The sequence below is a fragment of the Sphingomonas sp. UV9 genome (assembly GCF_004101245.1).
Taxonomy (GTDB): Bacteria; Pseudomonadota; Alphaproteobacteria; order Sphingomonadales; family Sphingomonadaceae; genus Sphingomonas.
Map to the genome: position 1 here is coordinate 115,690 of NZ_SCIN01000001.1, position 22,997 is coordinate 138,686.

Annotated in this window: 20 protein-coding genes; 10 read left to right on the top strand and 10 right to left on the bottom strand. The window is 64.2% G+C overall.

The genetic code is table 11. The features are described from left to right. Nucleotides 1–28 precede the first annotated feature (28 nt). From EQZ23_RS00480 to EQZ23_RS00495, 4 genes are all read right to left on the bottom strand, one after another. Nucleotides 29–1,432, bottom strand: a complete 1,404-nt coding sequence (locus EQZ23_RS00480; protein ID WP_128452547.1) for a TolC family protein — start codon at nucleotides 1,430–1,432, stop codon at nucleotides 29–31. After that, the gene (locus tag EQZ23_RS00485) at nucleotides 1,429–2,520 is read right to left on the bottom strand and encodes an HlyD family efflux transporter periplasmic adaptor subunit (protein ID WP_128452548.1); all 1,092 of its coding nucleotides are present in this window, start codon (nucleotides 2,518–2,520) and stop codon (nucleotides 1,429–1,431) included. The genes EQZ23_RS00480 and EQZ23_RS00485 overlap by 4 nt, the downstream gene beginning before the upstream one ends. Beyond that, entirely contained in the window at nucleotides 2,510–4,195 is a 1,686-nt protein-coding gene (locus tag EQZ23_RS00490) for an ABC transporter ATP-binding protein (RefSeq protein WP_128452549.1), read from the bottom strand. The genes EQZ23_RS00485 and EQZ23_RS00490 overlap by 11 nt, the downstream gene beginning before the upstream one ends. 88 nt (nucleotides 4,196–4,283) lie before the next feature. Further along, on the bottom strand, nucleotides 4,284–5,183 hold the full coding sequence (locus EQZ23_RS00495; protein WP_128452550.1) for a hydrogen peroxide-inducible genes activator: 900 nt from the start codon (nucleotides 5,181–5,183) through the stop codon (nucleotides 4,284–4,286). Between the two features lie 207 nt (nucleotides 5,184–5,390). Between EQZ23_RS00495 and EQZ23_RS00500 the strand changes: the two genes are divergently transcribed. From EQZ23_RS00500 to EQZ23_RS00520, 5 genes are all read left to right on the top strand, one after another. Further along, nucleotides 5,391–6,086, top strand: coding sequence for a DUF6445 family protein (locus EQZ23_RS00500; protein WP_128452551.1), 696 nt, complete (start codon nucleotides 5,391–5,393; stop codon nucleotides 6,084–6,086). A gap of 537 nt (nucleotides 6,087–6,623) precedes the next feature. Beyond that, nucleotides 6,624–9,830 carry a TonB-dependent receptor gene (locus tag EQZ23_RS00505; protein ID WP_128452552.1) on the top strand — a complete coding sequence of 1,069 codons (3,207 nt, stop codon included), beginning with the start codon at nucleotides 6,624–6,626 and terminating at the stop codon, nucleotides 9,828–9,830. Nucleotides 9,831–9,978: 148 nt separating this feature from the next. Next, nucleotides 9,979–10,689, top strand: a complete 711-nt coding sequence (locus tag EQZ23_RS00510) for a SapC family protein (protein ID WP_346427801.1) — start codon at nucleotides 9,979–9,981, stop codon at nucleotides 10,687–10,689. After that, nucleotides 10,686–11,735: a cupin-like domain-containing protein gene (locus EQZ23_RS00515; protein WP_128452554.1), complete on the top strand. Its 1,050-nt coding sequence runs from the start codon at nucleotides 10,686–10,688 to the stop codon at nucleotides 11,733–11,735. The genes EQZ23_RS00510 and EQZ23_RS00515 overlap by 4 nt, the downstream gene beginning before the upstream one ends. After that, complete coding sequence (locus tag EQZ23_RS00520) at nucleotides 11,735–13,234, top strand: tryptophan halogenase family protein (protein ID WP_240663080.1); 1,500 nt, start codon at nucleotides 11,735–11,737, stop codon at nucleotides 13,232–13,234. Before EQZ23_RS00515 ends, EQZ23_RS00520 begins: the two co-directional genes overlap by 1 nt. Here EQZ23_RS00520 and EQZ23_RS20010 read toward each other — a convergent pair. After that, a complete protein-coding gene (locus EQZ23_RS20010) occupies nucleotides 13,216–13,719 on the bottom strand; it encodes a hypothetical protein (protein WP_206364136.1) in 504 nt (167 codons plus the stop codon). The genes EQZ23_RS00520 and EQZ23_RS20010 overlap by 19 nt on opposite strands. Nucleotides 13,720–13,791: 72 nt before the next feature. Continuing rightward, nucleotides 13,792–14,964 (bottom strand): zinc-dependent alcohol dehydrogenase, encoded by a 1,173-nt coding sequence (locus EQZ23_RS00530; RefSeq protein ID WP_128452555.1) that lies wholly within the window; start codon nucleotides 14,962–14,964, stop codon nucleotides 13,792–13,794. A 597-nt stretch (nucleotides 14,965–15,561) separates the two neighbouring features. Between EQZ23_RS00530 and EQZ23_RS00535 the strand changes: the two genes are divergently transcribed. After that, the gene (locus EQZ23_RS00535) at nucleotides 15,562–16,203 is read left to right on the top strand and encodes an HAD family hydrolase (protein ID WP_164913343.1); all 642 of its coding nucleotides are present in this window, start codon (nucleotides 15,562–15,564) and stop codon (nucleotides 16,201–16,203) included. Nucleotides 16,204–16,282: 79 nt separating this feature from the next. Here the strand turns inward: EQZ23_RS00535 and EQZ23_RS00540 are convergent, their stop codons facing one another. Together EQZ23_RS00540 and EQZ23_RS00545 are read right to left on the bottom strand one after the other, a co-directional pair. Further along, nucleotides 16,283–16,504 (bottom strand): hypothetical protein, encoded by a 222-nt coding sequence (locus EQZ23_RS00540; RefSeq protein WP_128452557.1) that lies wholly within the window; start codon nucleotides 16,502–16,504, stop codon nucleotides 16,283–16,285. 120 nt (nucleotides 16,505–16,624) lie between these two features. Continuing rightward, a complete protein-coding gene (locus tag EQZ23_RS00545; protein WP_128452558.1) occupies nucleotides 16,625–16,909 on the bottom strand; it encodes a hypothetical protein in 285 nt (94 codons plus the stop codon). 406 nt (nucleotides 16,910–17,315) lie between these two features. On the opposite strand from EQZ23_RS00545, the gene EQZ23_RS00550 reads away from it, so the two are divergent. The 3 genes from EQZ23_RS00550 (at nucleotide 17,316) to EQZ23_RS00560 (ending at nucleotide 18,769) form a co-directional block, all read left to right on the top strand. Beyond that, a complete protein-coding gene (locus EQZ23_RS00550; RefSeq protein ID WP_128452559.1) occupies nucleotides 17,316–17,489 on the top strand; it encodes a DUF465 domain-containing protein in 174 nt (57 codons plus the stop codon). Between the two features lie 90 nt (nucleotides 17,490–17,579). Next, nucleotides 17,580–18,029 (top strand): hypothetical protein, encoded by a 450-nt coding sequence (locus EQZ23_RS00555; RefSeq protein ID WP_128452560.1) that lies wholly within the window; start codon nucleotides 17,580–17,582, stop codon nucleotides 18,027–18,029. 8 nt (nucleotides 18,030–18,037) lie between these two features. After that, a complete protein-coding gene (locus EQZ23_RS00560) occupies nucleotides 18,038–18,769 on the top strand; it encodes a TorF family putative porin (protein WP_240663081.1) in 732 nt (243 codons plus the stop codon). Nucleotides 18,770–18,920: 151 nt separating this feature from the next. Here the strand turns inward: EQZ23_RS00560 and EQZ23_RS00565 are convergent, their stop codons facing one another. Further along, nucleotides 18,921–21,569, bottom strand: a complete 2,649-nt coding sequence (locus EQZ23_RS00565) for a M1 family metallopeptidase (RefSeq protein ID WP_240663082.1) — start codon at nucleotides 21,567–21,569, stop codon at nucleotides 18,921–18,923. Nucleotides 21,570–21,620: 51 nt separating this feature from the next. Between EQZ23_RS00565 and EQZ23_RS19680 the strand changes: the two genes are divergently transcribed. Continuing rightward, nucleotides 21,621–21,782, top strand: a complete 162-nt coding sequence (locus EQZ23_RS19680; protein ID WP_164913344.1) for a hypothetical protein — start codon at nucleotides 21,621–21,623, stop codon at nucleotides 21,780–21,782. Between the two features lie 14 nt (nucleotides 21,783–21,796). On the opposite strand, the gene EQZ23_RS00570 is transcribed toward EQZ23_RS19680, so the two are convergent. After that, nucleotides 21,797–22,997, bottom strand: a 1,201-nt coding sequence (locus EQZ23_RS00570; protein ID WP_128453500.1) for an efflux transporter outer membrane subunit, incomplete at its 5' end; no start/stop codon positions are given.

Genomic DNA, 22,997 nt, shown 5'->3' on the forward strand with positions numbered 1-22,997 from the left:
AGTCTTCGCTAACCGGTGCATCTCGTTTTTACCGGATCAACCTCAGCGCGTCGCGATCGGCGGTCGCAGCGGCTAGCTCAGCGCGGGCGGACGCAATGCGCGCTTGCGCATCGACCAGGCGGACCCGCGCGTCGGTGGCGGTTTCCTCGCGCTGGTTGACCAGGAAGAAATCGGCCGATCCCAGTTCGAACCGACGGCGCTCGGCGGTGGCCAGTCGGTCGGCAAGCTGCCGCTCTTCGTCGGCGATCGCCGCCAGCCGCTCGGCAGCATTCACCGCGATGACGATCCCCTGGACCTCCACGCTGATCTGGTCGCGCAGGTATCGGCTGCGCTGGCCGAGCGCGTCGATCTCGGCGCGTGCCTCGGCGACGCGGCCCTTGGCGGCGCGGTTCTGCAACGGCACGCTGAACCTGAACCCGACCGCGGCCTCGAGTGGTGTACGATTGGGACCACGCAAACCGACCGGTCCGACATCCTTGCCGACCTCGCCGCGCAGGTCGAGCCGCGGCGACAGGTCGTTCTCCGCCAGGATCAGCCGCGACGTCGCCTGGTCGATCCGCGCGAGCACTGCCCGGTAATCGGGACGTTCGACCGGCACGGCTCGGTTCGCCGCAACGGATAGCGCCGCCAGCGCCCCGGCGTCGGCCGGCATGCGATTGTCGGACACCGTCACGGGCGCACCCGACTCGTCGCGCAGATACAGCGACAGCGCATTGGCCGCGCTTGCGACATCCTGCTCGGCACGGACCGCGAGCGCGCGACGCCGCACGAGGTTCTGGTCGTTCTCGACGAGCAGGATCTCGGGCCGTGCGCCAAGCGTCACCAGCCGCCCGATCGCGCTGCGGCGCCGCTCCGCAAGATCCAGCAGGTCGCGATAGGCGCGCAGCCGCAGACCCGCCGCGACCCAGGCCTGATAGGCGTCGACCGCGCGTCGCTGCACGCCGATCGCGACCATGTCCGACTCGAACCGCGCAATGTCGACATCGGTGACGGCGACGGCGCGCTTGGTGCGCCGCTCGTCGATCACCCGGTCGCGCAGCAACGCGAACAGTGCACCGACCTTCGCCTCGCCCAGCTTGTTGGTATAGGCCTGGTCCTCATAGACCGGGAATGTCCCGCGCGACGCGCGATAGCCGCCATAGGCATAGCCGCCATTGCCGGTCAGCGGCCGTGTCGCCCGGCTCTCGACGACGGTGCCGTCGTAATAGCCCGCGACGCGCGACTTCGAATCGACGTCGAACACCGTGTCGAACGCCCCCTCGGAGGACAGCGCCCGCCCGTCCGCCTGACGCACCTTGGCGAGCGCCTCGACGATCTGCGGCGCGGAGCGCGCGGACGATTGCAGCACCTCGTCGAGCGTCAGCGGCGAACTTTGCGCGGACGCGATACCGGGGCAGAGCAGGATGAGCAGGAGGGCAATGACCCGCTTCACTTCTTGCCGCCCTCGTCCTTGGCCGCGTCGTCGGCGCTGGCCTTCACGGGCGCCTTGGGCTGCGCGTTGAGCGCCGCCGCGCCACGCCGGCCGAATTCCAGCGGGAAGTCGTTGAGCTGCCGCCATATCTCGTAGCCGACGCGGACCGTCTCGCCCTGCACCCAGCCACGAACCTTGCCGCCCGGGCGGACAAAGGCGTCGGTCGGCCAGCCTGGCTTGCCTGGTCGTGGTTCGACCAGGATGCGGAACGTGCCGTCGGGGGCGGCATTGGGGTCGATCATCCGGACGCGCCCGTCGAACATGCCCTGCGCGACCGAGGGCCAGCCGCTGAACTGGATCGCGGGCCAACCTTCGAACTCCAGCCGGACCGGCCGACCCGGCCGGATCACGGGCATGTCGCGGCCATCGACATACAGTTCGACCGCGCGCTCGACGCGTTCGGGGGCGATCACCGCCAGCACCGTGCCGGGCGACACCAGCGCGCTCCCGCTGGCCGCGTTCAACTGTTGGACGCGGCCGTCGCGCGGCGCGCGCACGAGCTGCGCCGACTGGCGGTTGAGCTGGATGTCGATCCGGTTGAGCTTCGCGCGCGCCTCGGCGAGCTTGGCGCCGGCGTCCGCGACCTTGATCTGCGTCTGCTCATAGTCGCGTCGCGCAGCGAGGCCTTCGGCGAGCAATTGCCCCGTGCGCGCGACGTCGATGCCCGCGACCGCGCGGCTCTGCTGGACCGCGGCGATCTCGGCCAGGACCTGCGCGCGCTCGGCGGCGAGGCGCGAGAGCAGGTCGGGATCGAGATCGACGACGCGCGCGATCGGATCGCCACGCTCGACATGCTGGCCGTCCTGCACATACCAGCGATCGACCTTGCCCGGCACGAGCGCCGTCACCTGTTGCTGGCGGTCGCCGGGATCGAGCGCGACGACCTGCCCCGTGCCGTTCGCGGTCTGCACCCAGGGGACGAGCAGCATGATCGCCACCGCGATCGCGATGCCGAGCACCAGCATCCAGGCAAGCGCCGTCGCGACCCGCGGCGCGTGCATGCCGGCGAGCGTCGGAAAATGCGCGATGCGATCGGGTTTATACGGCATCGCGCGCCTCCGGCTGAGTCGCGGCGGTCAGCGCCGCGCAACTCGGGAAGCGGCGTTGCCGGTCGGGTTCGAGATGGAACCAGCCATCGAGTTCGATGTCCTCGGGCCGCCCCGTGCTCAGCAGCACCGTCGTCCCACTCGACTTGAGCCGGCGCAACACTTCGGCCAGCCGGTCGGTCGGGATCAGGTCGTAGAGCTGCGACAGCATCAGCACATGCGGGCGCACGAGCACCGCGTTGGCGAGTTTCAGCGCCATGACCTCGCCGATCGACAGCGGGTAGCCCGATCCGGCCAGCGGCGTGTCGAGCCCGTGCGGCAGCGCGGCGACGCGCTGTCGCAGGCCGACCGTTTCCAGCACCTCCAGCATCGTCGCCGCATCAGCGTCTGCGGCGGCGAGCGTCAGATAGTCGCGGATCGTCACCTCGACGATCGTCGGCCGGTCGAGCACCATCACCTCGGACCGCAGCAGATACATGTCGAACGTCGCCATGTCGGCGCCGCCGACCGTCACCAGCCCGCGCTCGGGGACGACATGGCGTTTGAGGACCATCGCCAGCTGGCGCTCGGCATCGCCATCGGCCAGCGTGACGAGCTGTTCGCCGGCCGCCAGCGCGAAGTCGAACCGTGCGCCTTCGGTCACCACGCCGTCGAGCCGTACCGCGCCGTCGCCGGGTGCCTTGCCGGTCGTCCGCACCGCAGCCTCCTGCGGTATGGCATAGAGCAGCGACAATTCCTCCGCGCTCGCGACCAGATCGTAGAAGGAATCGAGATACCAGCCGAGCTGCGACACGCCGTAGAACACGCCGCTGAGGATCAGTTCGGCGGCGACCAGCTGCCCGATCGACAGCTCGCCGCGCAGGATCAGGTTACCGCCAAGCGCCAGCAATGCCGCACTGGCAAAGGCATAGAGCAGCAGAAACGCGACCGTCTGCGTGAAGCTGTAGCGGAAATAGCGGCGATGGCGGTCGATATAGGTCGCGGTCGCCGCCTCCGACCGGTCCATCGCGAAATCGAAATGGCGGCTCGATTTATAAAAGCCGTTCGACCCGCCGACGCTTTCGAGCCAGCGCGCGGCGTCGTGCTTGGCATGGCTCAGCGCGACCGCGGAGCGGATCGAGCCGCGCGACCAGATCATCCAGATCGCGAGCACGATGAGCAGCAGCAGCGCGTTGAAGCCGAGGAAAAAGGGATGATAGAAGCTGGTGACGACCAGGCCGACGCCGGATTGCAGGATGATCGTGAACCCGCCGATGACCAGGCTCGGCACCGCCTTCTGCACCACCACGAGATCGAAATAGCGGTTGAACAGGTCGCCGCGATTCTGGTCGGCGAAGAATGGGTTCTGCGCGTGCACCGCGCGCACCGTGATCTCGGCGACGACGCGTGCGAACAGCCGCCGCTCGAACAGCGCCATCATCCAGAAGCGCATCGCGCTGAGCCCCGCCACGATCAGCAACAGCCCCAGCAACAGCCCCGCCAGCGTCCAGAGCGGTGCGGGCATCGCGGTGTTGGCGACGCTGTTGATCAGCAGCTGGACCGAGATCGGCGTGGCGAGCGACAACAGGCTGATCGCCACGCCGTACACCATCGCGAGGCGGACATAGGGCATGTCCGGCCCGACGATCTCTGCCAACCACCCGGCCGCTGCCCGCCATCCAATATGTCCGCTCGCCATCCGACCCTCGCACCTGATCCAGCACGAACATCGCCGGCCTACCGCATTGGAGCAAGATAGCGAGGCCTATCCGATCGATAGGATTTACCTATGGACCGACGGCGCGCAGCAGATCGGCGATCACGCCATAGGCAGGCGCGCGCCCCGCACCCTGTCGCCACAAAAGGCCGATCTCGCGGTAGTAGCGGCCACCCTTGATCGGCCTGACCATGACATCGTCGCCCTCGCGAATTTCCTGCCTGACATACAGTTCGGGCAACAATGCGAGCCCCATGTTCATCCCCGCCATCTGCCGGATCGCATCGAGGCTGGTGCCTTCGTAATCGCGCAATACGGTCGCCTCGACATCGGCGGCGATCGCCGCGATCTGCTCGGAAAGCCGGTATTCGGGCAGCAAAGTCAGCAGGTTGGCGCCGCGCAGATCGGATGGAGCGATAACCGCCTTTTCGCCCAGCGGGTGATCGGATGCCATCGCGACGTACAAGGGTTCGCGAAACAGCCGTTCGCTATGAAAAGTGCCGCCCGGCACCGGCAGTTGCGCGAGAATCAGATCGTGGACGCCGCTGGCAAGCCCCGCGGCGAGCGCCGTCGGCAGACCTTCGCGAACATGGACGCGAAGCGCGGGATGCTCGCGGTGCAGGCGCGCGACGAGCCCTGGCAGGAGATAGGCGCCTAAGGTCGGCGACGCGCCGAGCCGGATCGTGCCGATCAATGGATCGCTCGATGTCGTCCGGAAGTCCTCGAGATCGGCGACATCGAGCAGGATGCGTCGCGCCTTGTCGAGCAACTCGCGCCCGAGCGGGGTAAGGATGGCGGGCCCGCCCCGCTCGAACAACGCCGCGCCGACGATCGTCTCGAGGATGCGGATCTGTTGCGAGAGCGAAGGCTGCGAAATGCCCATCCGCTCCGCGGCCCGCGTGAAGCTGCCTTCCTCCGCAAGCGCGACGAAATAGCTGAGTTGGCGAATCGTGGTTTTCAGGCGACCCATGATCCACGCTATCGCGCTGGATCAGGCAGCAGCAAACGAAGATTGGCTCCGCGGTCGATCCTGTGGACGTACCGTCGACGGTTCACGACGACGTCGAAGATGCCGTGGCGTCCTTGACGTTTGCAGGATCGAGTTGTCCTGCGGCCGGAAAGGACATTAGACTGTCCGGGTCATGACATTTGGAACCAGCCTTTACGAGTATTCGTCGTGACCTCCTTTGCGTTGGCCCGGTCGAAACTGACGGCAAGAGCAGTAGGAATCGAGGGGGAGGTCCTGCTCGAAACCGACGCTGCTTTTCAACAACCGTGCGGGCTGGTCGAACTCGCGGCTTCGAGTGCGTTCCTGCCGGCCTATAGCGCGACGGGGGGGTATCCGGGCTTGAGGGCGAGCTTGCCGCGGGACTATATAAAGACGCTCGTGGAGGTGCTCGCAGGTCCGATGTCCGAGGCGTTTTCGCTTGGTCGTATCAGGCCGATCAAGGCGGAGGGCGCCTTCTCCATCGTGACCTTGGCCGACGATGCGCTTTCGGCCGTGCAGCGTGCGCCCCACGTCGATTCAACCAATCCCTACCAGTTCGCCATTCTCCACTATCTCTGCGACGAAGCGTTTGGCGGCACTAGTTTCTTTCGGCACCGCGCCACGGGCTTCGAGACGTTGAGTGAGCGTCGGTTGCCCAGTTACAAGGCAACCAGGGCGGGCGAGGGCGACGCGTCGGGATATGTCGACACGGGCGCTCCCTGGTTCGAGCAGATCGCGCGCGTATCCGCCGGGTTCAACCGGCTCGTGGCGTATCGTAGCTGCGTGCTTCACTCCGGCTATGTCCCTGCATCCCGCGCGCTGACCCCCGATCCCCGCAGGGGCCGTTTGACCGCGAACGTCTTCGTGACGTTTGCCGCGGACTAGAAGCGCCGTTCTCGTCCGCGGACAGGCGCAGTGCGTGGCATTTTGGCGGGGCGAGTAACGGCGATTTTTGGCAAGCAGGAAGCGCATTCGCCAAGATTTGACTTCCAACACAGCGATTTAAGCGACCACCGGCCGGGCTATGCCCGGGTTCGGTCCCCACGGACCAAACAGTATTTCTCGCGTGTACTGTATACGATTGAACGGGGCGGAACCTGCGGCCTGTAATCCAAACATTGAGAAACTTAGTTTCTTTAATAGTGGATTTGACCGAGAAATCGGAGAATGCCGGGACGCCTTGAAACATAGGTTGTATTACCGTTGGCGGTCCACTTCTGTGGAAGCAGGGCCTAACATCGTGACCTGCGCACATGACCGGGTTGATCCGTGTTGTTTAATTGCAGGGATACATCGAGTTTCGTTTAGATGTGGCGCGATATCGTTTGACAACTTCCGTTGACGTGATAGCGGTACCACGAGCCGGGAAAACACCGGCCGAATAGTTGGCGACCAGGGCCGCCGCAAAAGGGGAGAGGATTGATGAGGGGACGCACGTTTTTGGTCGCGCTCGGACGCACGGCGTCGGTCGGCGCGATTACGTTGTGCCTGGCGGCGCCTGCGATGGCGCAATCGGGGGCCGGCATCGACGCGAACGCGCCGGCGACCAATGCCCAGCCAGGCAGCGAGAATTCGCCCGCGATCGCGCAGGTCAACGCGCCGAACGACGCGGGATCGACCGTCGACACCTCTACCGATATCATTGTCACGGGCGTTCGCGCTTCGCTGAACCGGGCGATCGACATCAAGCGCAACTCGGCGGGCGTCGTCGACGCGATCTCGGCCGAGGATATCGGCAAATTTCCGGACACCAATCTCGCCGAGTCGCTGCAGCGCATTACCGGCGTGTCGATCAACCGCGTGAACGGCGAGGGATCGCAGGTCGCCGTCCGCGGCTTCTCGGGGGACTTCAACCTCGTGACCGTCAACGGCCGCCAGATGCCCGCATCGAACGTCGACACCAGCGGCGGCAATGCGTTTGCGCGAGGGACCGGCCGGTCGTTCGACTTCCAGAACCTCGCATCGGAAGGCGTAAGCACGCTCGAGGTCTACAAGACAGGCCGTGCAACCGTGCCGTCGGGCGGGATTGGCGCAACGATCAACATCGTCACCCGCAAGCCGCTCGACTCGCGCGAAAGCGGCTTCTCGGGCTCGATCGGCGGCAAGGCGCTGTACGACAGCTCGATCGAGGACGCCGACAGCAAGAAGCACCGCGTAACGCCCGAGGCTTCGGGTATTCTCAATTGGAAAAACGAGAGCGGTACGGTCGGTGCCGCAGTGTTCGGCAGCTATCAGCTCCGCGAGTCCGCGTCGGTCAGTTCCAACCCGAACTATTGGAACGTGGTGCCGACGGAGACCTTCTTCGGCAGCACGACCTACATCACCCCCACGACGGTGATCACCAACCGACCGACGACGCCGTACGTGCTGATCCCCAATGACAGCCGCTATGCCCTGTCCGAAAATCGTCGCGAACGCATCAACGGCCAGGCGGTACTGCAGTTCAAGCCGACCGAGACGCTCGAGTTCACGCTCGACGGACTCTATGCGCGCAACAAACTGCGTGAACAGCGCAGCGAGCAGACCAACTGGTTCAACCGGCCGTTCAACCAGGTGACGTTCGACAAGAACACGCAGATGGCGAGCGCCGTCTTCATCCAGGAGAACGAGAATCCGGTCAAGGACGGGGGCTTCGAGCAACAGCAATACGCGACGCAGACCGAGCTGAAGTCATTCGGCGCCAATGCGAAATGGGGGTTCACCGACAATCTTACGCTGACCCTCGACGGTCATCACTCGACGTCGAAATCGACGCCCAACAACAGCAACGGCACGTCCGCGACGCTGCTATCGCTCGGCGCACCGGTCATCGCCTCCCATTCGGTCGATTTCACGACAGGATTTCCGCAACAGGCGGTGACCATCAACGACCTGGTCAAGGGCAACGGCAACGGCGTCCTCGATATCGGCGATGTGGGTACGCAGGTGGCGCGCACCGTCACGTCGCGGCAAAGCCAGCGCATCAACGAAGGGCGTGCGCAGATCAGCTGGGATCTCGGCGAGGGAAGCCGCTTCGATTTCGGCGGCAACTATATCGACACGAAGATGCAGTCGAGCAGTCAGCAGACGCAGCAAACGCTTGGTGACTGGGGCATTGGCGATACCGGCGTTCCCGAGCGGATCGCGGGCGATCTTCTCTCGACCTATTGCCTGACGTGCAAGTTCGACAAGTATAATCCGAACGCGTCGGGTGCGTCGTTGACCGCGTTTCGCGGGAACGCAGTCGACCTGCTGAACATCTTTCAACCCTATTATCTCGATATCGATTCCAAGCTTCCGGCCGGCGTTACCAAGACGCATCAGGTCAGTGGCAGCGGTAACGTGAACGACAGCGTCAGGGAGAAGACCTGGGCGGTCTTCGGTCAGTTGACCTGGTCGGGCGAGATCGCCGGTCGCCGGGCCAATCTGTTGATCGGTGGACGCTATGAAAGGACCAAATCGCGCTCGATCGCGCTCCAGGCCGTGCCTACGGGGGTGATCTGGACGGCGGACAACGACTTCTTCGTGCAGGTTCCGAACGAGACCAACACCGTTCTCGGACGCGGCGGCTACAGCAACCTTCTGCCATCGGTCGACTTCAACATCGAGGTCGTGCGCAACGTAAAGGCGCGCGTGTCGTTCGGTCGGACGCTCGCGCGTGCGCCCTACGGCAATCTGTTTGCCACCGCGACCGTGGGGCAACCGCCACGCCCCGTGGCGTTGGGAGGTATCGGCAGCGGGACTGCGCAAAACCCGGGCCTGCTGCCTCTGGTGTCCGACAATTTCGATGCGTCGGTCGAATGGTATTACAAGCCTTCGAGCTTCGTGTCGGTTGGCTTCTTCGACAAGCGCGTTCGCAACTTCATCGGCACCGGGATCACCAACCAGAATCTGTTCGGGTTGCGCGATCCAAGTTCCGGTGCGGCCGGCACGCTGTCCGGAACGGCGCTTTCGCAGCTGAAGAACGGTAACTTCGACCAGTCCGACGTCAATCTGTTCACTTACACCGCGCTTCTGGTGCAGAACGGCGGCAACGTGGCGGCGGCGGACGCGACCTTCCGGGCAAACGCTACGGGGACGACCGTCAATCAACAGTTCGCCGACGCGATATCGGGTGCGGTGGATATCTCGGCCGGTGCGAACGATCCGTTGTTCGTCCTTGCGGTGTCACAGCCGCTCAACAACCGCGAAGGCAAGATCCACGGCTTCGAAGTGGCGTGGACGAACTTCTTCGGCAACACCGGCTTCGGCTTCGCGGCATCCTATACGAAGGTCGACGGCAACGTGAACGTGGATCCCTATGCGGATCCGACCGTCAACATCTTCGCGCTGACCGGCCTGGGTGACAGCGCGAACGGTACGCTCATCTATGACAAGGGCGGGCTTTCGGCGCGTATCGCATATAACTGGCGTGCCAAATACCTGCAGTTGACCAACCAGGGCGAAGGCCGAAACCCGCTGTTCACCGCGCCTTTCGGGACGCTCGATGCGAACATCAGCTATGACGTCAACGAGAATATCGCGTTGTCGCTCGAGGCTATCAACCTGACGAGCGAGAGCGTTCGGCAATATGGGCGGACGAAGGAGAATCTCGTCTTCGCGCAGGAACTCAAGCCGCGCTACCTGCTGGGCGCGAGGTATCGCTTCTAATCGTCGGCGGATGAGACGGAAAGGGGGCGCTGCCCATAGCGCCCCCTTTTCTTTTGGAGCGCAGCCGATGCCGTGCTGTAACACCGTGTCAGGCGGCTGTAATCGCGCCGTTACTCCAGCAAGCGACAGCGAATAGATGAACCGTGTAGTGTTGAACAACGTCGAGCATGCCGACCTGCGGGTCGCGATCCGTCCCGGTGCGGAATTTGGCGATAACGTAAACCAGCTCCCGATCTACCCTTCGGAGTTCGAGGAGGCGCAGCGCTCGTTTCCGATCGTCTTTCGACGCGAGGAGGGGGGCATTCAGGCCTACGCCTTGCTCGGCCTCGATCGCGACGAGAATCTGTTTCTGGAGGATGGTCGCTGGACGAGCGAGTATGTCCCGGCGGTGCAGCGGCGGGGACCCTTCTCCGTCGGGATAGACGCCAGCTGGCCCGATGGTGGGAACCAAGGCGAACCGTTGGTCTATATCGACTGCGCGGATGCCCGGGTCGGCGCCGATGACGGCCTGCCCTTGTTTCTCGAACACGGGGGCAACGCGCCGCTCCTCGACCATATCGCGAGCGTGCTGCGCGTCATCCATGAAGGCGTGATCAGCGCGCCGGCGATCTACGCCGAGTTCGAGGATGCCGGCTTGTTGCAACCGGTCGATATTCAGATCAGCCTCACGGAGGAGGACGGTTATGAGCTGCCCGATCTCCTCACGATCGACCAAACTGCGCTGGCCGACCTGTCCGGAGAATCGCTTGAGGCCCTTCACCGGAGCGGCCTGCTGCGTGCCGCGACGATGGCGGCATCCTCGCTGGGCAATATCCAGCATTTGATAGACCGCAAGAATCGCAGGCGACTGCCGGCATGACATCGCTCCGCGCCGACCGTCCGATCACGCACCGCACCGTGCGGGAGATCGACGCGCAGGCCGTCGGCGCGGATGATCTTGCGGGGCTGATTGCCGGCAACGAACCCGTGGTCCTGCGGGGGCTGGCACAGGACTGGCCGTTGGTCGCGGCCGGGCGCCGTACGCCGCAAGCGGCCGCTGAGTATCTCCTGTCGTTCTACAATGGTCGTCCGGCGGCGGGTTACACTGCGCCTCCGGCGGCCGGCGGGCGCTATTTCTACGACGAAACCCTGACGAAGCTCGCTTTCGATCGCGAACGCGTTCAGCTCGATACGTATCTCGGCCGCATGCTCGCTGAACTCGGCCAAGCCGACATGCCCTCCTATTATGTCGGCTCCACCGATCTCGACGGCTATTTCCCCGGCTTTACGAGCGCCGGCAACGATCTCGCGCTCACGGATCCCTGTTTTGCGCGCGTCGTGAAAAGCATCTGGATCGGAAACCGGACGACGGCGGCCGCGCATTACGACATGTCGAACAACATCGCCTGCGTTGCGGTCGGCGCACGGCGCTTCACCCTGTTCCCGCCCGAGCAGGTGGCGAACCTTTACCCCGGTCCGCTGGAGCCAACGCCGGGAGGGCAGGTGGTGTCGCTGGTCGATTTCCGCGATCCGGATCTCGCCCGCTTCCCGAACTTCGCGAACGCCGTCGAGGCGGCGCAGGTGGCGGAGCTCGGGCCCGGCGATGCGGTCGTCTACCCCGCGCTCTGGTGGCATCACGTCGAGGCGCTCGCCGACTTCAATGTCATGGTGAATTTCTGGTGGAACGACGCGCCGGCCTATCTGGATTCACCGATGAACACGGTGCTTCACGGGATGCTCAGCCTGCGGGATCGTCCCGAGCCCGAAAAAAGAGCGTGGGCGGCGCTCTTCGAGTATTATCTTTTCGGACCCGCGGACCGGCCGTCCGCCCACCTGCCGGAGGCGGCGCGCGGGCCGCTCGGTCGCCTCGACGAAACGGGTGCGCGGCGACTTCGGGCAATGCTGCTTTCTCGACTCAACCGGTGATGGAGACGATGCGCGTGGACAAGCGGAGCGTGCAGAGGGTGGTTATCGCCGGCGGCGGCACGGCCGGTTGGATTGCGGCGGCGGCGCTGGTGAAGCAACTCGGGCCGCTGCTGGAAATCACCCTCGTCGAGTCCGAGGACATTGGAACGGTCGGCGTCGGCGAATCGACGATCCCGACCTCGCGCACCTTCCACAATTTCCTCGGGATCGACGAGCAGGCATTCATGCGCGCCACCCAAGCGAGCTTCAAACTGGGAATTTCGTTCGAAAACTGGGGACGCGAAGGCGAGCGCTACATCCATTCCTTTGGCACGATCGGGCGGGCATCGACGTGGATGGGGGATTTTCACCATCTTTGGCTGCACGCTCGCGAGCGTGGTCTCGCCGACCCGTTGGGCGAGTATTGCTTCGAGCTGAAGGCCGCCGATGCCGAGCGTTTCGCGACCGGCAAGGATGCCCGGATCAACTACGCCTACCATCTGGACGCCGGGCGCTATGCGCGCTTCCTCCGCGAACTGGCCGAACCCGCGGGCGTCCGCCGCGTCGAGGGCAAGATCGAACGGGTGGAGCAGAATGGCGAGACGGGCTTCGTCGAGGCGCTGGTGCTGGACTCCGGCATGCGGATCGAGGGCGATCTGTTCCTCGACTGCACCGGTTTCCGGGGCCTGCTCATCGAACAGGCGCTGCAAACCGGCTATGACGACTGGACGCAGTGGCTACCCACGGACAGCGCGATCGCGGTGCAGACCGCCTCGGTCGGACCGGCCGTGCCGTACACGCGTGCCATTGCGCACGAGGCGGGGTGGCGTTGGCGGATTCCGCTGCAGCACCGGGTCGGCAACGGCATCGTCTATGCCCGCGACTGCCTTTCCGACGACGAGGCACGCGCGAAGTTGCTCGCCGACGTCGAGGGCGAGGTCCTGACCGAACCGCGCGTGATCCGTTACCAGACGGGCGCGCGGCGCAGGGTGTGGAACAAGAACGTCGTCGCGCTCGGTCTTTCCAGCGGTTTCGTGGAGCCGTTGGAATCGACCAGTATCCACTTGATGAAGATCGCGATCACGCGACTGATCCAGCTTTTCCCGTTCGACGGCATCGATGACGCGCTGATTGCTCGCTTCAACACGATGTCGCGTCGGGAAGCCGAAGGCGTGCGCGACTTCATCATCCTCCATTATCACCTGAACCAGCGCGACGAGCCGCTCTGGCGCCGTTGCCGGAAGATGCAGGTTCCTGACACGCTCGCCGAGCGGATCGCGCTCTTCCGCCAGGACGCGCAGGCCTATCAGGCATCCGAGGACCTGTTTCGCGTCGATAGCTGGGTGCAGGTGATGCTGGGCCAGAATCTCGAACCTCACGGTTTTCACCGCATGGGGCGAATGATCTCCGACGCAAATCTCACAAATGCGCTCGGCGACATCCGCACCGATGTCGCCAGCCGTGTCGCCAGGCTACCGGCACATCAGGATTTCCTTAACCGCTACTGCGCGACGGCCTGACCATAGTCGCGTTCGAGATTACACCCTGAGCCGGGATGCTTCTGCTCGTCCTCGTAGCGGTCGTCGGTGCCGATCTTGCCACTGGCCTCGGCTTCGGCGACGCCGGAGGTTTCGACGACGTCGATGGAACCGGCGTTTCCTGCGACCGCATGCGATGTGCGATCTGCATCGGGATCGGCGGCGATCGTCGATCCGGGAGTGCCATCAGAGCCCGCGACGCCGTTGGCCCCACTGCCGCCATCCTCACTAGCCTGGCCGCCACCGTGATAGGCGATGTCGCTCTGGCCGCCATGCGCCATGAACCCGGTGTTCGTTGGAACCTTGCCGGGGTGCGGATTGGGATAGGCGCCGCCGCCGCTTTCTCCGGCGGTCGACCGGCCGTGGACGTCATCGCCGCCCTTGCCCGTGGGTGAAGCATCTACGCCGTCGGGGTCGCCCTTCGTATCGGGATTGCCGCTAACCGGCATCGGGACCTTATCGCTCATGGCATTTTCCTCAGCATATCGAGCGGGCAGATGAGGGACGAAACGACCTACGCGCTTCGTCCCCCACGTTGATCAAGGCCGCAACACGACCTTGATGACGCCGTCCTGCTTGTCGCGGAACTTCTGGTACATCTCGGGCGCGTCCTCGAGGCTGGCCGGATGCGTGACGACGAAGCTCGGGTCGATATCGCCGGCCTCGATCCGCGCCAGCAAGGGCTTCGTATAGGCCTGGACGTGGGTCTGGCCGGTCTTGATCGTCAGGCCCTTGTTCATCATCGCGCCGATCGGGATCTTGTCACCCATCCCGACATAGACGCCGGGGATCGAGATCGTGCCGCCCATCCGGCAGCTCATGATCGCCTCGCGCAAGACGTGCACGCGGTCGGTCGCCAGGAAGGTGGCTGCCTTCACCTTGTCGATCACCGCGTCCACTGCGCCATGGCCCGACGCCTCGGCGCCCACTGCATCGATGCAGCTGTCGGGGCCGCGGCCCTTCGTGCGGAACTGGAGCTCGTCATAGACGCTGTCGACTTCCGCGAAGTTGATCGTCTCCGCTCCGCCGGCCTCGGCCATCGCCAGCCGTTCTGTCACTTCGTCGATCGCAATGACGCGACCGGCACCCAGCATCAGCGCCGAGCGGATCGCGAACTGGCCCACCGGACCACAGCCCCAGATCGCCACGGTATCGCCCGGCTCGATCTGGGCATTCTCGGCGGCCATATAGCCGGTTGGGAAAATGTCGGACAGGAACAGCGCCTGCTCGTCGGTGACGCTGTCGGGTACCTTGATCGGCCCGATATCGGCCATCGGCACGCGCAGGTATTCGGCCTGGCCGCCGCAATATCCGCCCAGCATGTGGCTGAACCCAAACAGGCCGGCGGGCGAATGGCCCATCGCCTTGATCGCGATCTCGGAGTTCGGATTGGTCCGCTCGCACGCCGAAAACAGCCCCTTGCGACAAAAGAAGCAATCACCACAGCTGATCGTGAACGGCACGACGACACGGTCGCCGATCTTCAGATTAGTGACTTCGGAGCCGAGCGCGACGACCACGCCCATATTCTCGTGCCCGAGGATATCGCCCGCCTGCATGGTCGGCTGATACCCGTCGAGCAGATGCAGGTCGGATCCGCAGATCGCACAAGCTGAGACCTTGATGATCGCATCGCGGGGGTGCTTGATTTCGGGATCGGCGACAGTATCGACGCGGACGTCGCCTTTGCCATGCCAAACGAGTGCACGCATGATGTTCTCCTAAAAGTTCGAATAATCGGCACAGCTAAGCGCTATTTCGGACGTAATCTTCTCGGTCCCGTAGGTGATGACCAGAAAAGCTGCTAAAAACTGATTTGACCGCCGAACGGTAATTTGTTCAGCTGTTACCGCTGCAACAACAAATCTGGGTATAAACCTGATCCGCGACGCAAAATATGTTCGTGCAATACGAAATAATGCCTTAAATCGTATCGGCGCCGCCGTTCGTACGGATCATAGCGGTCGAGGGTCCGACATCGTTCCTTGACGATCTATCCGACCGCAGACTTTTTCATTGATTACGATCAAGTGCGAGACATTGATCGACTATATCGATGCGGTTTCTAGCAAAAAGTCGATCACACGCAGGCAGAATGTGGACATCAATCATGACGATCTTTTCTGAATAAGGCGTTTAATTGCAACGACCTGACGGCATGTAAATCCGCGATTGCGGCTATGAAGAACTTTACGAGACCGATCCAGATCTTTAGCCGTTTAGACTTTGTACAGGTTCCACGTCGAGCAGCCCCCGTAGCGCGGGCCCGGACGCGCAACCATCGGCTCCGGCTCATTCGGGATACACAGATGCAGATCAACGCCGTTCTTTTCGATATCGACGGCACGCTGGTCGACACCAACGACATGCATGTCCTTGCCTGGGAAGAAGCGTTCGCGGGCGTGGGTGCGGCGTTTGATCGTAAAGTCATCCACGACCAGATCGGCAAGGGGACCGACATGCTCGTCCCAACGCTGCTGCCCGATGCCGACGAGGCTCGGCGGGAAGCGCTGGGCGAGCGGCATGGCGAGATCTTCAAGGCTAAGTACCTGGATACGGCCAAGCCCTTCGCGCACGCACACGCAGTGTTGGCGGACGCACACGGGTTGGGACAGCGAGTGGTGCTGGCGTCTTCGGCTTCCGAGCCTGAACTCGAGCATTATATCGACCTGCTAGACGCCCGCGACCTGATCGCAGCGACCACCAGCGGCGACGACGTCGAGAAGACCAAGCCCGCGCCCGACATTTTCGCCACCGCGCTGAAGAAGCTGCCGGGGATCGATCCGGGCGGCGTCATCGGCGTGGGCGATACGCCCTACGATATCGAGGCAGCGGCCAAGTGCGGGATCGCCGCGGTCGCGGTACGATCGGGCAAGTTCAAGGATGCCCAACTGCAATCGGCTGGCGCAATCGCGATCTACGACGACGTAGCGGCGTTGCTTGCCGATTAAGCCACGTCGCCGTTGGGACGTTAAGTACGCGGGCGGGCGGCCGACCCGACCCGTACGATGTTCGAGCGTCGGATACGTCTCAGCCAGGAATTCCCCAGTTTGCTTCCTCGTTTGCCGCGGCAGCGGTGCGGACGAGATGCTCTACATAGTTCTGGAACACCGGCATCGTGAACGTGACGAGGGTCGGCTCGCCCTGCGGTTCCTTGAATGTCAGCACGACGAAACGCTGGCCGTCCTCGTCAAGGATCAGCCCGGCTTCCATCGCTCCGGGGCCGCTCGGCGTAATGACTGTCGCTACCATGATGCATTCTCGCTGTGCCGGGTTCAAACGTGCCCTTAACGGCGTACGGTCCGGTGTCCAGTTGGCGATCGAGCGGCCCTGCCGATCGCAGCCGTCGCGTTGCGGGAAGGGCGCCAGCGTTTACCCAGTTGATGCAAAAACGCAGTACGCCAGAACCGGAATGCCGACGAGCAGGATCAGAAGCAGGAGGTTGAGTTCCATGAGACGGGCCAACCAGTTCCTGCGCATGTGTTGGCGCGATTCAGCCTCTAGTTTTGAATGATCTTCCACGATTTCGAGATCGAACCTGTTGGAAAAGAAATGGCCGGGGCGCATTCTTAGAAAGACCTGCGGTGGAGGGTCCTCTGCCAGTTGTTGGGTGTTGCTCGGGCAGGGGGCGTCGGGTTTTGAAATATGGTCTGTCACTGTGCGATTTCCGCTTACTCGAGATCAGGGGTGCGCAGAGCGCCTCCCAAAGGTCAGATCGAATAAAGCCCGAACTCAAACGGCGAACAGCCGCGAGCTCGGGCTAACCCCGTGCGGCGAGTTGGCCGGCGTGGTCGCGAAAGCGCTGATATGTCGCGGGTGCGTACATGAAAGCAACATCGGGGACCGGCCGCGTAATGTCAACGTATGCCGGATCGGGCTTTGCAGTCTTGACCGCGGCCGAGGAAACACTAGGTTGACGGTGCGGGCCGGGCCCCTCTGGCGCTCGTCTTTGGACGAACGTGATGTCGGACCGCATCGGGTTAGCTCGATGTATAGGCCTGGCCTGTTTGCCTCCGCTCATCTCGGCCGATCCGATCGTTCAATCATTGGTTGGAGAGCGGCTATGAGCATGTTTTCATACAAACTAACCCAGTTGCACAAGCAGTTGGATGATCAGATTCGTGTCGAGATGAAACGACGCATGCCGGATGCCCTGCGGCTTCTTCGGCTGAAGCGACTGCGTTTGAACGTGAAGGATCGGCTTCGTTCACGCACCTTGCGGCTGCAAGCGACCTGAACCCACAGCGTAACGTCGCTGCAGAAACAGCGTCCGTAAATTTCAGCATCACCGGTCAAGATGGATCGGGATGACCAAAGGAGAGTGACTATGGCCTATTTTGTAACAGCCGGGTTGGTGCTTGCCGCCACCGGTGCGGCGCTCGGCATGACCGTTGATCACCACAATCATGTGGACCATCATAGCGGTCCGGTCGCCGTCAAATATCGGGGCGATGTCGCCATTACCCACAAGCAGGTGGGCGCGGTTGCCCCGGGGGGCAGGACTTCGTCGCTGCGCTGCGATTGGGCGGCGACCATGACGGTCGCCCGCCATGCGGTTGCGGCGTCGGGCACCAGGCTGGTGCGTAGTATCGATACCAAACCCGTGGTGTCGGGCACCCGGCCCGGCTGGTGCGCTACGAGCCACCGGGCGATCACGGAGGAAGTCGCGAGCAGGACGGCAGACTTGCACGCTCACCTCCAGGTCCTGGCGCGAGAGGACGAGACGATGCTGCGCGCCGAACTGGATCAGATTCATGGCCCGCAGCGCGCTGGATGATCCGAGGTTTGCAACAGGCGGGCGTGGTTGGTGCCGCGATCTGCGGCCTTGCCGCGCCCGCATTCGCGCAGAGTGGGCGGTCGGCAACCCTGGAGGTGATGAGTGAGGAGGAGCGGCGAGGATTAAGCTGGAGTGAAGGACGTGCCGCGCTTGCGGGCGATGTCCGCGTCTCTTTGGGCGGGGTGGACGCCTCCGCTCGTGTGGTAACCACCCGCAACAGCGTGCGACACGATGGCGCCGACGCCGTGATCGACCTCGTCGTCGGAACGGGCTGGGAGCTCGGGGCCGTCCAGATACGCACCGACGCCATTGGGCATGTGTTCGCCGGCTCGCGGACAAAGACGGATTATGTCGAGGCCGCGGTATCGGCAAGCTACGGCTATGGCCCGCTCTATGCGACCCTGGGCGCCATCGGTGCGCCGTCTCAGCGTGCGATCGGGGGTAGCAACGTTTATGTCTATGCCAATGCCAATGCCGGCATTCCCGGTACGCCGTTCACCGTTCTTGCCGAACTCGGGCATTCGTCCGGAAGCGTTCGCGATCCTGATCGAGCCGAGCGGCTCCGACCGGGCGGGAGCTACAGCAACTGGCGGCTCGGGCTCGAACATCGTCGCGATCGATTGACGGTTGGCGTGGATTATATCGGCACCGACGTTTCCGGCACCGGCGACGCCAGTCGATTTGCCGATGGGCGCAATGCGACGGACCGGCTCGTCGGCCACCTTCAGGTCTCGTTCTGATCGGCTTGCGGGTTCGACCGGCGCCAGTTGGCAAGCGCGTCGGTCCGCAAGCCATCAGGCGCTCGACGCGCGGGTGCCGCTCGGCAAACGGCTTTTGCTTCAGCCGTTTGCCGAGCGTTGGCGAACGTAGCGTGCGCCACCGCCGGGCCGGCTAGCTGCCGGTGGTGATGGCCGCTGCGATCTCTCCCGCTTTCGCAGCCTTGAGCGTCCCACAGAGCCGGATCGTTTCCAATGCTCGCCGATAGGCCAGCAGCCCGACATTGGCTTTCCGGATCACGGGCCCGACTTTCGCGTCGATGCTGGCGGCCCGATCGGCACCACATTGCGAGGTGAACGCCGAGGGCAGCCGGCTGGTGATGAAGATGCCGTTGGCGCCCGCCACCAGACGATCATAGTTTGCCAGCACCCAGTCGGTGCCGAAATCGCGCGTCTCGACCGTGCCCACGACGCCGAAGATCAACTGAACGCGATCGAATCCGCGCAGGCGTTTGTCGTCGAGCGACAGCAGGTATTCCGCCACATCGGTGCGGCCGCTCGACGCCGCTGCAGCCAAGGCGCTCGATCGTAGCGTCGGATCCTCGCTGGACAGCCCGCGCTCGACGAGCATCTTGGCGACCGGCAAGCCACCGTCCTGCGACAGCGCCGTCAAGCCGCCAAACAGGAAGCCTGGGTCGAGAGCGGCTGCGTCGCCGCCGAGGAAGCGACTGGCCGCATCCTTCAGTTTGGCGCGCACGGCCGGGTCGCGCGCGTCGTCCGCGACGAGCCCGACGAGCCGATGGCGCAAGTTCTGGCGTCCGGGATCGTCGCTCGCATGTGCGCCGACCGCCGGATCGAAGCCGAGCTTGGTCAATTGCGGTGTGTAGATCGACGCCATGAGCGACCGGTAGGCCGGCAGCGAGGCCGGCGTGATCAGGCCGCGCGAGCGCCAGCCGGAAATCCGTTCGCCGGGATCGACGCTGGCGGTAGCATCCGGATTGTTGGCCATGGCGCGCGCCTCGGCGATCAGCCACGTCGCGGGTGCCTTGCCGGCGCGGAACGACGCCCACAGGCTGTCGGTGGTCGCGACGGCTTCGCCAGGCGATAGCGCAGCGGACGATGCGATCAACGCCTGCCAGTCCGCCGGCGCGAGATCGAACCGGTAATAGCCGGTGCCGCCGACGTTCGGCATCAGCACGCGCCCGGCCGGGATCGCCAGCGTCGCGGTCTTTGCATCCATTAAGGTGCAGTGCTTGCTCGCGTCGACGCGCACGCAGAACGGGATCGTCCACTGGAGCGGCGCCGGCTTCGAGCCCAGGAACGTGTAGCGCGTCTGGACCGCGGTCAGCTTGCCGCCTTCACGGCGTATGTCGACCACCGGCACGCCCTGCTGGTCGACGAAACTCGTCAGCGCCGCCAGCAGCTTGGGATCATGCCCGGCATCGGCGATCGACTGGAAGAATTGCTCCGACGAGGCGTTGCCATAGGCATAGCGCTTCAAATGGAGGCGGACGCCGGCCTTGAACTTCTCGTCGCCCAGATAGGCGGCGATCATTGCGACGACGTGTCCGCCCTTGCCGTAGGTGATGTTGTCGAACGCGGCGTCGATCTGGCTGTTCTCGGTGATCGCCTGGTGAATCGGGCGCCCGACTTCCAGCGCGTCGGTGTTCATCGCGCCGAACCCTTCGGCGATCGCGCCGACACCGATGCCGAGCTCGGGCCGCCACTCGTTGCCGATGCGATAGCCCATCCAGTTGGCAAAACTCTCGTTGAGCCAGATATCGCTCCACCACGCGGGCGACACGAGATCGCCGAACCACTGGTGCGCCAACTCGTGACTGACGATCATGCCGAACGCCTGTTTGTCGCTGGTCGTGGCGTTGCGATCGAGGAAGATGATCCCATCGCCATAGGTATCCGCGCCGGCGTTCTCCATCGCGCCGGGCATGATGGGGGAGCCAATCTGGTCCAGCTTGGGGAACGGGAACGCTTCGCCGAAATAGCGCTCGAGCAGGCCTACGATGCGCGGCGTCTCCGCCATCACATAGTCCATCTTGTCCTTCTGCGCCTGCGTGGCGACGGCGCCCAGAGCCATGGGCTGCGCGCGCTCCGGCGTCGGCGCGATCATTCCCGCTCGCTTGACGAAGGGCCCGGTATCGACCGCGACCAGATAGGTCGGCAGCGGCTTGGTGGGAGCGAAGCGATGGATTTCCATGCCGTCGCCGGTTTTCGTCACACCGGTTTCGGGGCTGTTGCTAATGACCGTCATGCCCGCGTGGGTGGTGACGCTGACGGTGAACGGTTGCTTGAACCCAGGCTCGTCGAAGGACGGAAACGCTGCACGTGCATCGATGCTCTCGAACTGGGTCCAGCTGTACCAACGGTCGGCGACCTTGACGTGGTACAGGCCAGAGGCATCGTCGCCGAACTTGCCGCGATAGTCGAACACCAGCGTGGCGGCGCCTTTCGGAACGGTGCCGGCAAAGTCGAGCCGCGCGGTGCCCGTCGCGTCCACCTGCGTGAAGGTCGCAGGGACCATGGTGCTGCCGACCCGGGCAAAGACCTTTGTGACGACGAGATCGCGGCCATGCATATAGAGCTTGGTCGTACCGTCTTTCAGCACGACGTCGATCTCGTCATGGCCGGTAAAGCCGTCGTTTTCGGGAAGGATGGTCAGGTCGAGCCGATAGGCCTTCGGTACAGCCGCATCGGAAAGCCGCCCCTTGGGCGCGTTCGCATCCGGAACGATGCGCGTGGCGGGCGACTGGGCAAGCGCTGTAGTCGATAACAGCGCCGCGACCGTCAGCATCAACCCGTTACGCACCACGTGTTCCCCTTGTTGTTCTGGTGGGTATGCTAGGTGGTCTCCGCGACAATGGGCAACTACAATCGGCAAGGCCTGTCGGCGTTGGTTGCCGAAGATATCGGATTGGTCATTTCCTATTGGGGCGGGGCGCTCGGCGGGGACGACGGCGCGGGTACGATTGACACCCGGTCGTTGCACCGCTTCTATCCCGCGTACGCACCATTTGAATGAAGGGCCCGCCGCGCTCAGCGGGTCGGGGCAGGGCCGGGCGCAGGTTGGGGCGGTGCGCCGAGCAGGCTGTCGTCCCAGCCGCCGCCGATCGCCTGGATCAGCGCGACGGCGACGGTCTGGCGATCGAGCGAATTCTGCAACGCCGCGACGCGCGCGTTGAGCGCGGTCGCCTGCGCCGTGACAACGTCGGTATAGTTGACCTGGCCGCTGAGATACTGGTTCAGGACGATCGCCTCGGAGCGGTCGGCGGCCTGCGATGCGGTCTGCAGAAACGCCTGTTGGCGCGACAGGACGGCGGCGGCGGTCAGCTGGTTCTCGACATCGGCGAATGCGGTGAGCGTCGTGTCGCGGTAGCTCGCGACCGCCGCGTCATAGGCGGCGCGCGCCAGTTCGACCCGCGCGCTGCGGGCGCCGAAATCGAAGACCGTCTGCGCGAGCGAGGCGCCGACCGACCACAGCGAGGCTCCCGACGAGAACAGCCCGCCGATCCCGCCCGCGGACACGCCGCCGTCCGCCGACAAGGCGAGCGTCGGGAAGAAGGCGGATTGCTCGATGCCTATGCTTGCATTGGCGGCAGCGACCGCGCGTTCGCCGGCGGCGATATCGGGGCGGCGCTGGAGCAGCGTCGAGGGCAGGTCGACCGGCACGCGTGGCACCGTCGCGACGCGCGGGGCGGGGGCAATCGTGAAATTGCCCGCGGGTTCGCCGACCAGCACCGCGATCGCGTTCTCCAGCACGCGGCGGTCGTTGGTCAGCCCCTCCAGATTGGACTGCGTCGTGGCGAGCAGGGACTGCGCCTGGAACACGTCGATCCGCGCCACGATGCCCGCATTGTAGCGGTTGGTCGCGATCTGCAGCGCGCGCTGGTAGCCAGCCGTGGTGCGGCGCGCGAGATCGATCTGCGCATCGGTCGCGCGGAGCGACAGATAGTTGGTGACGAGCTCGCCCTGCACCGCCAGCTGGGCTGAATACAGGTCGGCAAGACGCGCATCGGCGGTCGCGCGCGCATTCTCGACGGTGCGGCGGATGCGGCCGAACAGGTCGACCTCCCAGCTCGCACCGATGTTTACACGGTAGGTGCTGTTGCCACTGTTGCCGGTGCTGATTGTCGTGCCGGTCCCGGGGTTCGTGCCGGTACCCGGGATCGTCCCCGTGCCGCCGGTATTGCCACCGGAGCCGATCGTCGTGATCGTATTGCCGCGCCCGCTGCCCGAT

Excerpts from the sequence above, each read along its gene's own strand:
- EQZ23_RS00485 (WP_128452548.1), bottom strand. The coding sequence starts at position 2,520 with ATGCCGTATAAACCCGATCGCATCGCGCATTTTCCGACGCTCGCCGGC.
- EQZ23_RS00490 (WP_128452549.1), bottom strand. The coding sequence starts at position 4,195 with ATGGCGAGCGGACATATTGGATGGCGGGCAGCGGCCGGGTGGTTGGCA.
- EQZ23_RS00495 (WP_128452550.1), bottom strand. The coding sequence starts at position 5,183 with ATGGGTCGCCTGAAAACCACGATTCGCCAACTCAGCTATTTCGTCGCG.
- EQZ23_RS00505 (WP_128452552.1), top strand. The coding sequence starts at position 6,624 with ATGAGGGGACGCACGTTTTTGGTCGCGCTCGGACGCACGGCGTCGGTC.
- EQZ23_RS00515 (WP_128452554.1), top strand. The coding sequence starts at position 10,686 with ATGACATCGCTCCGCGCCGACCGTCCGATCACGCACCGCACCGTGCGG.
- EQZ23_RS00520 (WP_240663080.1), top strand. The coding sequence starts at position 11,735 with ATGGAGACGATGCGCGTGGACAAGCGGAGCGTGCAGAGGGTGGTTATC.
- EQZ23_RS20010 (WP_206364136.1), bottom strand. The coding sequence starts at position 13,719 with ATGAGCGATAAGGTCCCGATGCCGGTTAGCGGCAATCCCGATACGAAG.
- EQZ23_RS00530 (WP_128452555.1), bottom strand. The coding sequence starts at position 14,964 with ATGCGTGCACTCGTTTGGCATGGCAAAGGCGACGTCCGCGTCGATACT.
- EQZ23_RS00535 (WP_164913343.1), top strand. The coding sequence starts at position 15,562 with ATGCAGATCAACGCCGTTCTTTTCGATATCGACGGCACGCTGGTCGAC.
- EQZ23_RS00540 (WP_128452557.1), bottom strand. The coding sequence starts at position 16,504 with ATGGTAGCGACAGTCATTACGCCGAGCGGCCCCGGAGCGATGGAAGCC.
- EQZ23_RS00550 (WP_128452559.1), top strand. The coding sequence starts at position 17,316 with ATGAGCATGTTTTCATACAAACTAACCCAGTTGCACAAGCAGTTGGAT.
- EQZ23_RS00555 (WP_128452560.1), top strand. The coding sequence starts at position 17,580 with ATGGCCTATTTTGTAACAGCCGGGTTGGTGCTTGCCGCCACCGGTGCG.
- EQZ23_RS19680 (WP_164913344.1), top strand. The coding sequence starts at position 21,621 with ATGGGCAACTACAATCGGCAAGGCCTGTCGGCGTTGGTTGCCGAAGAT.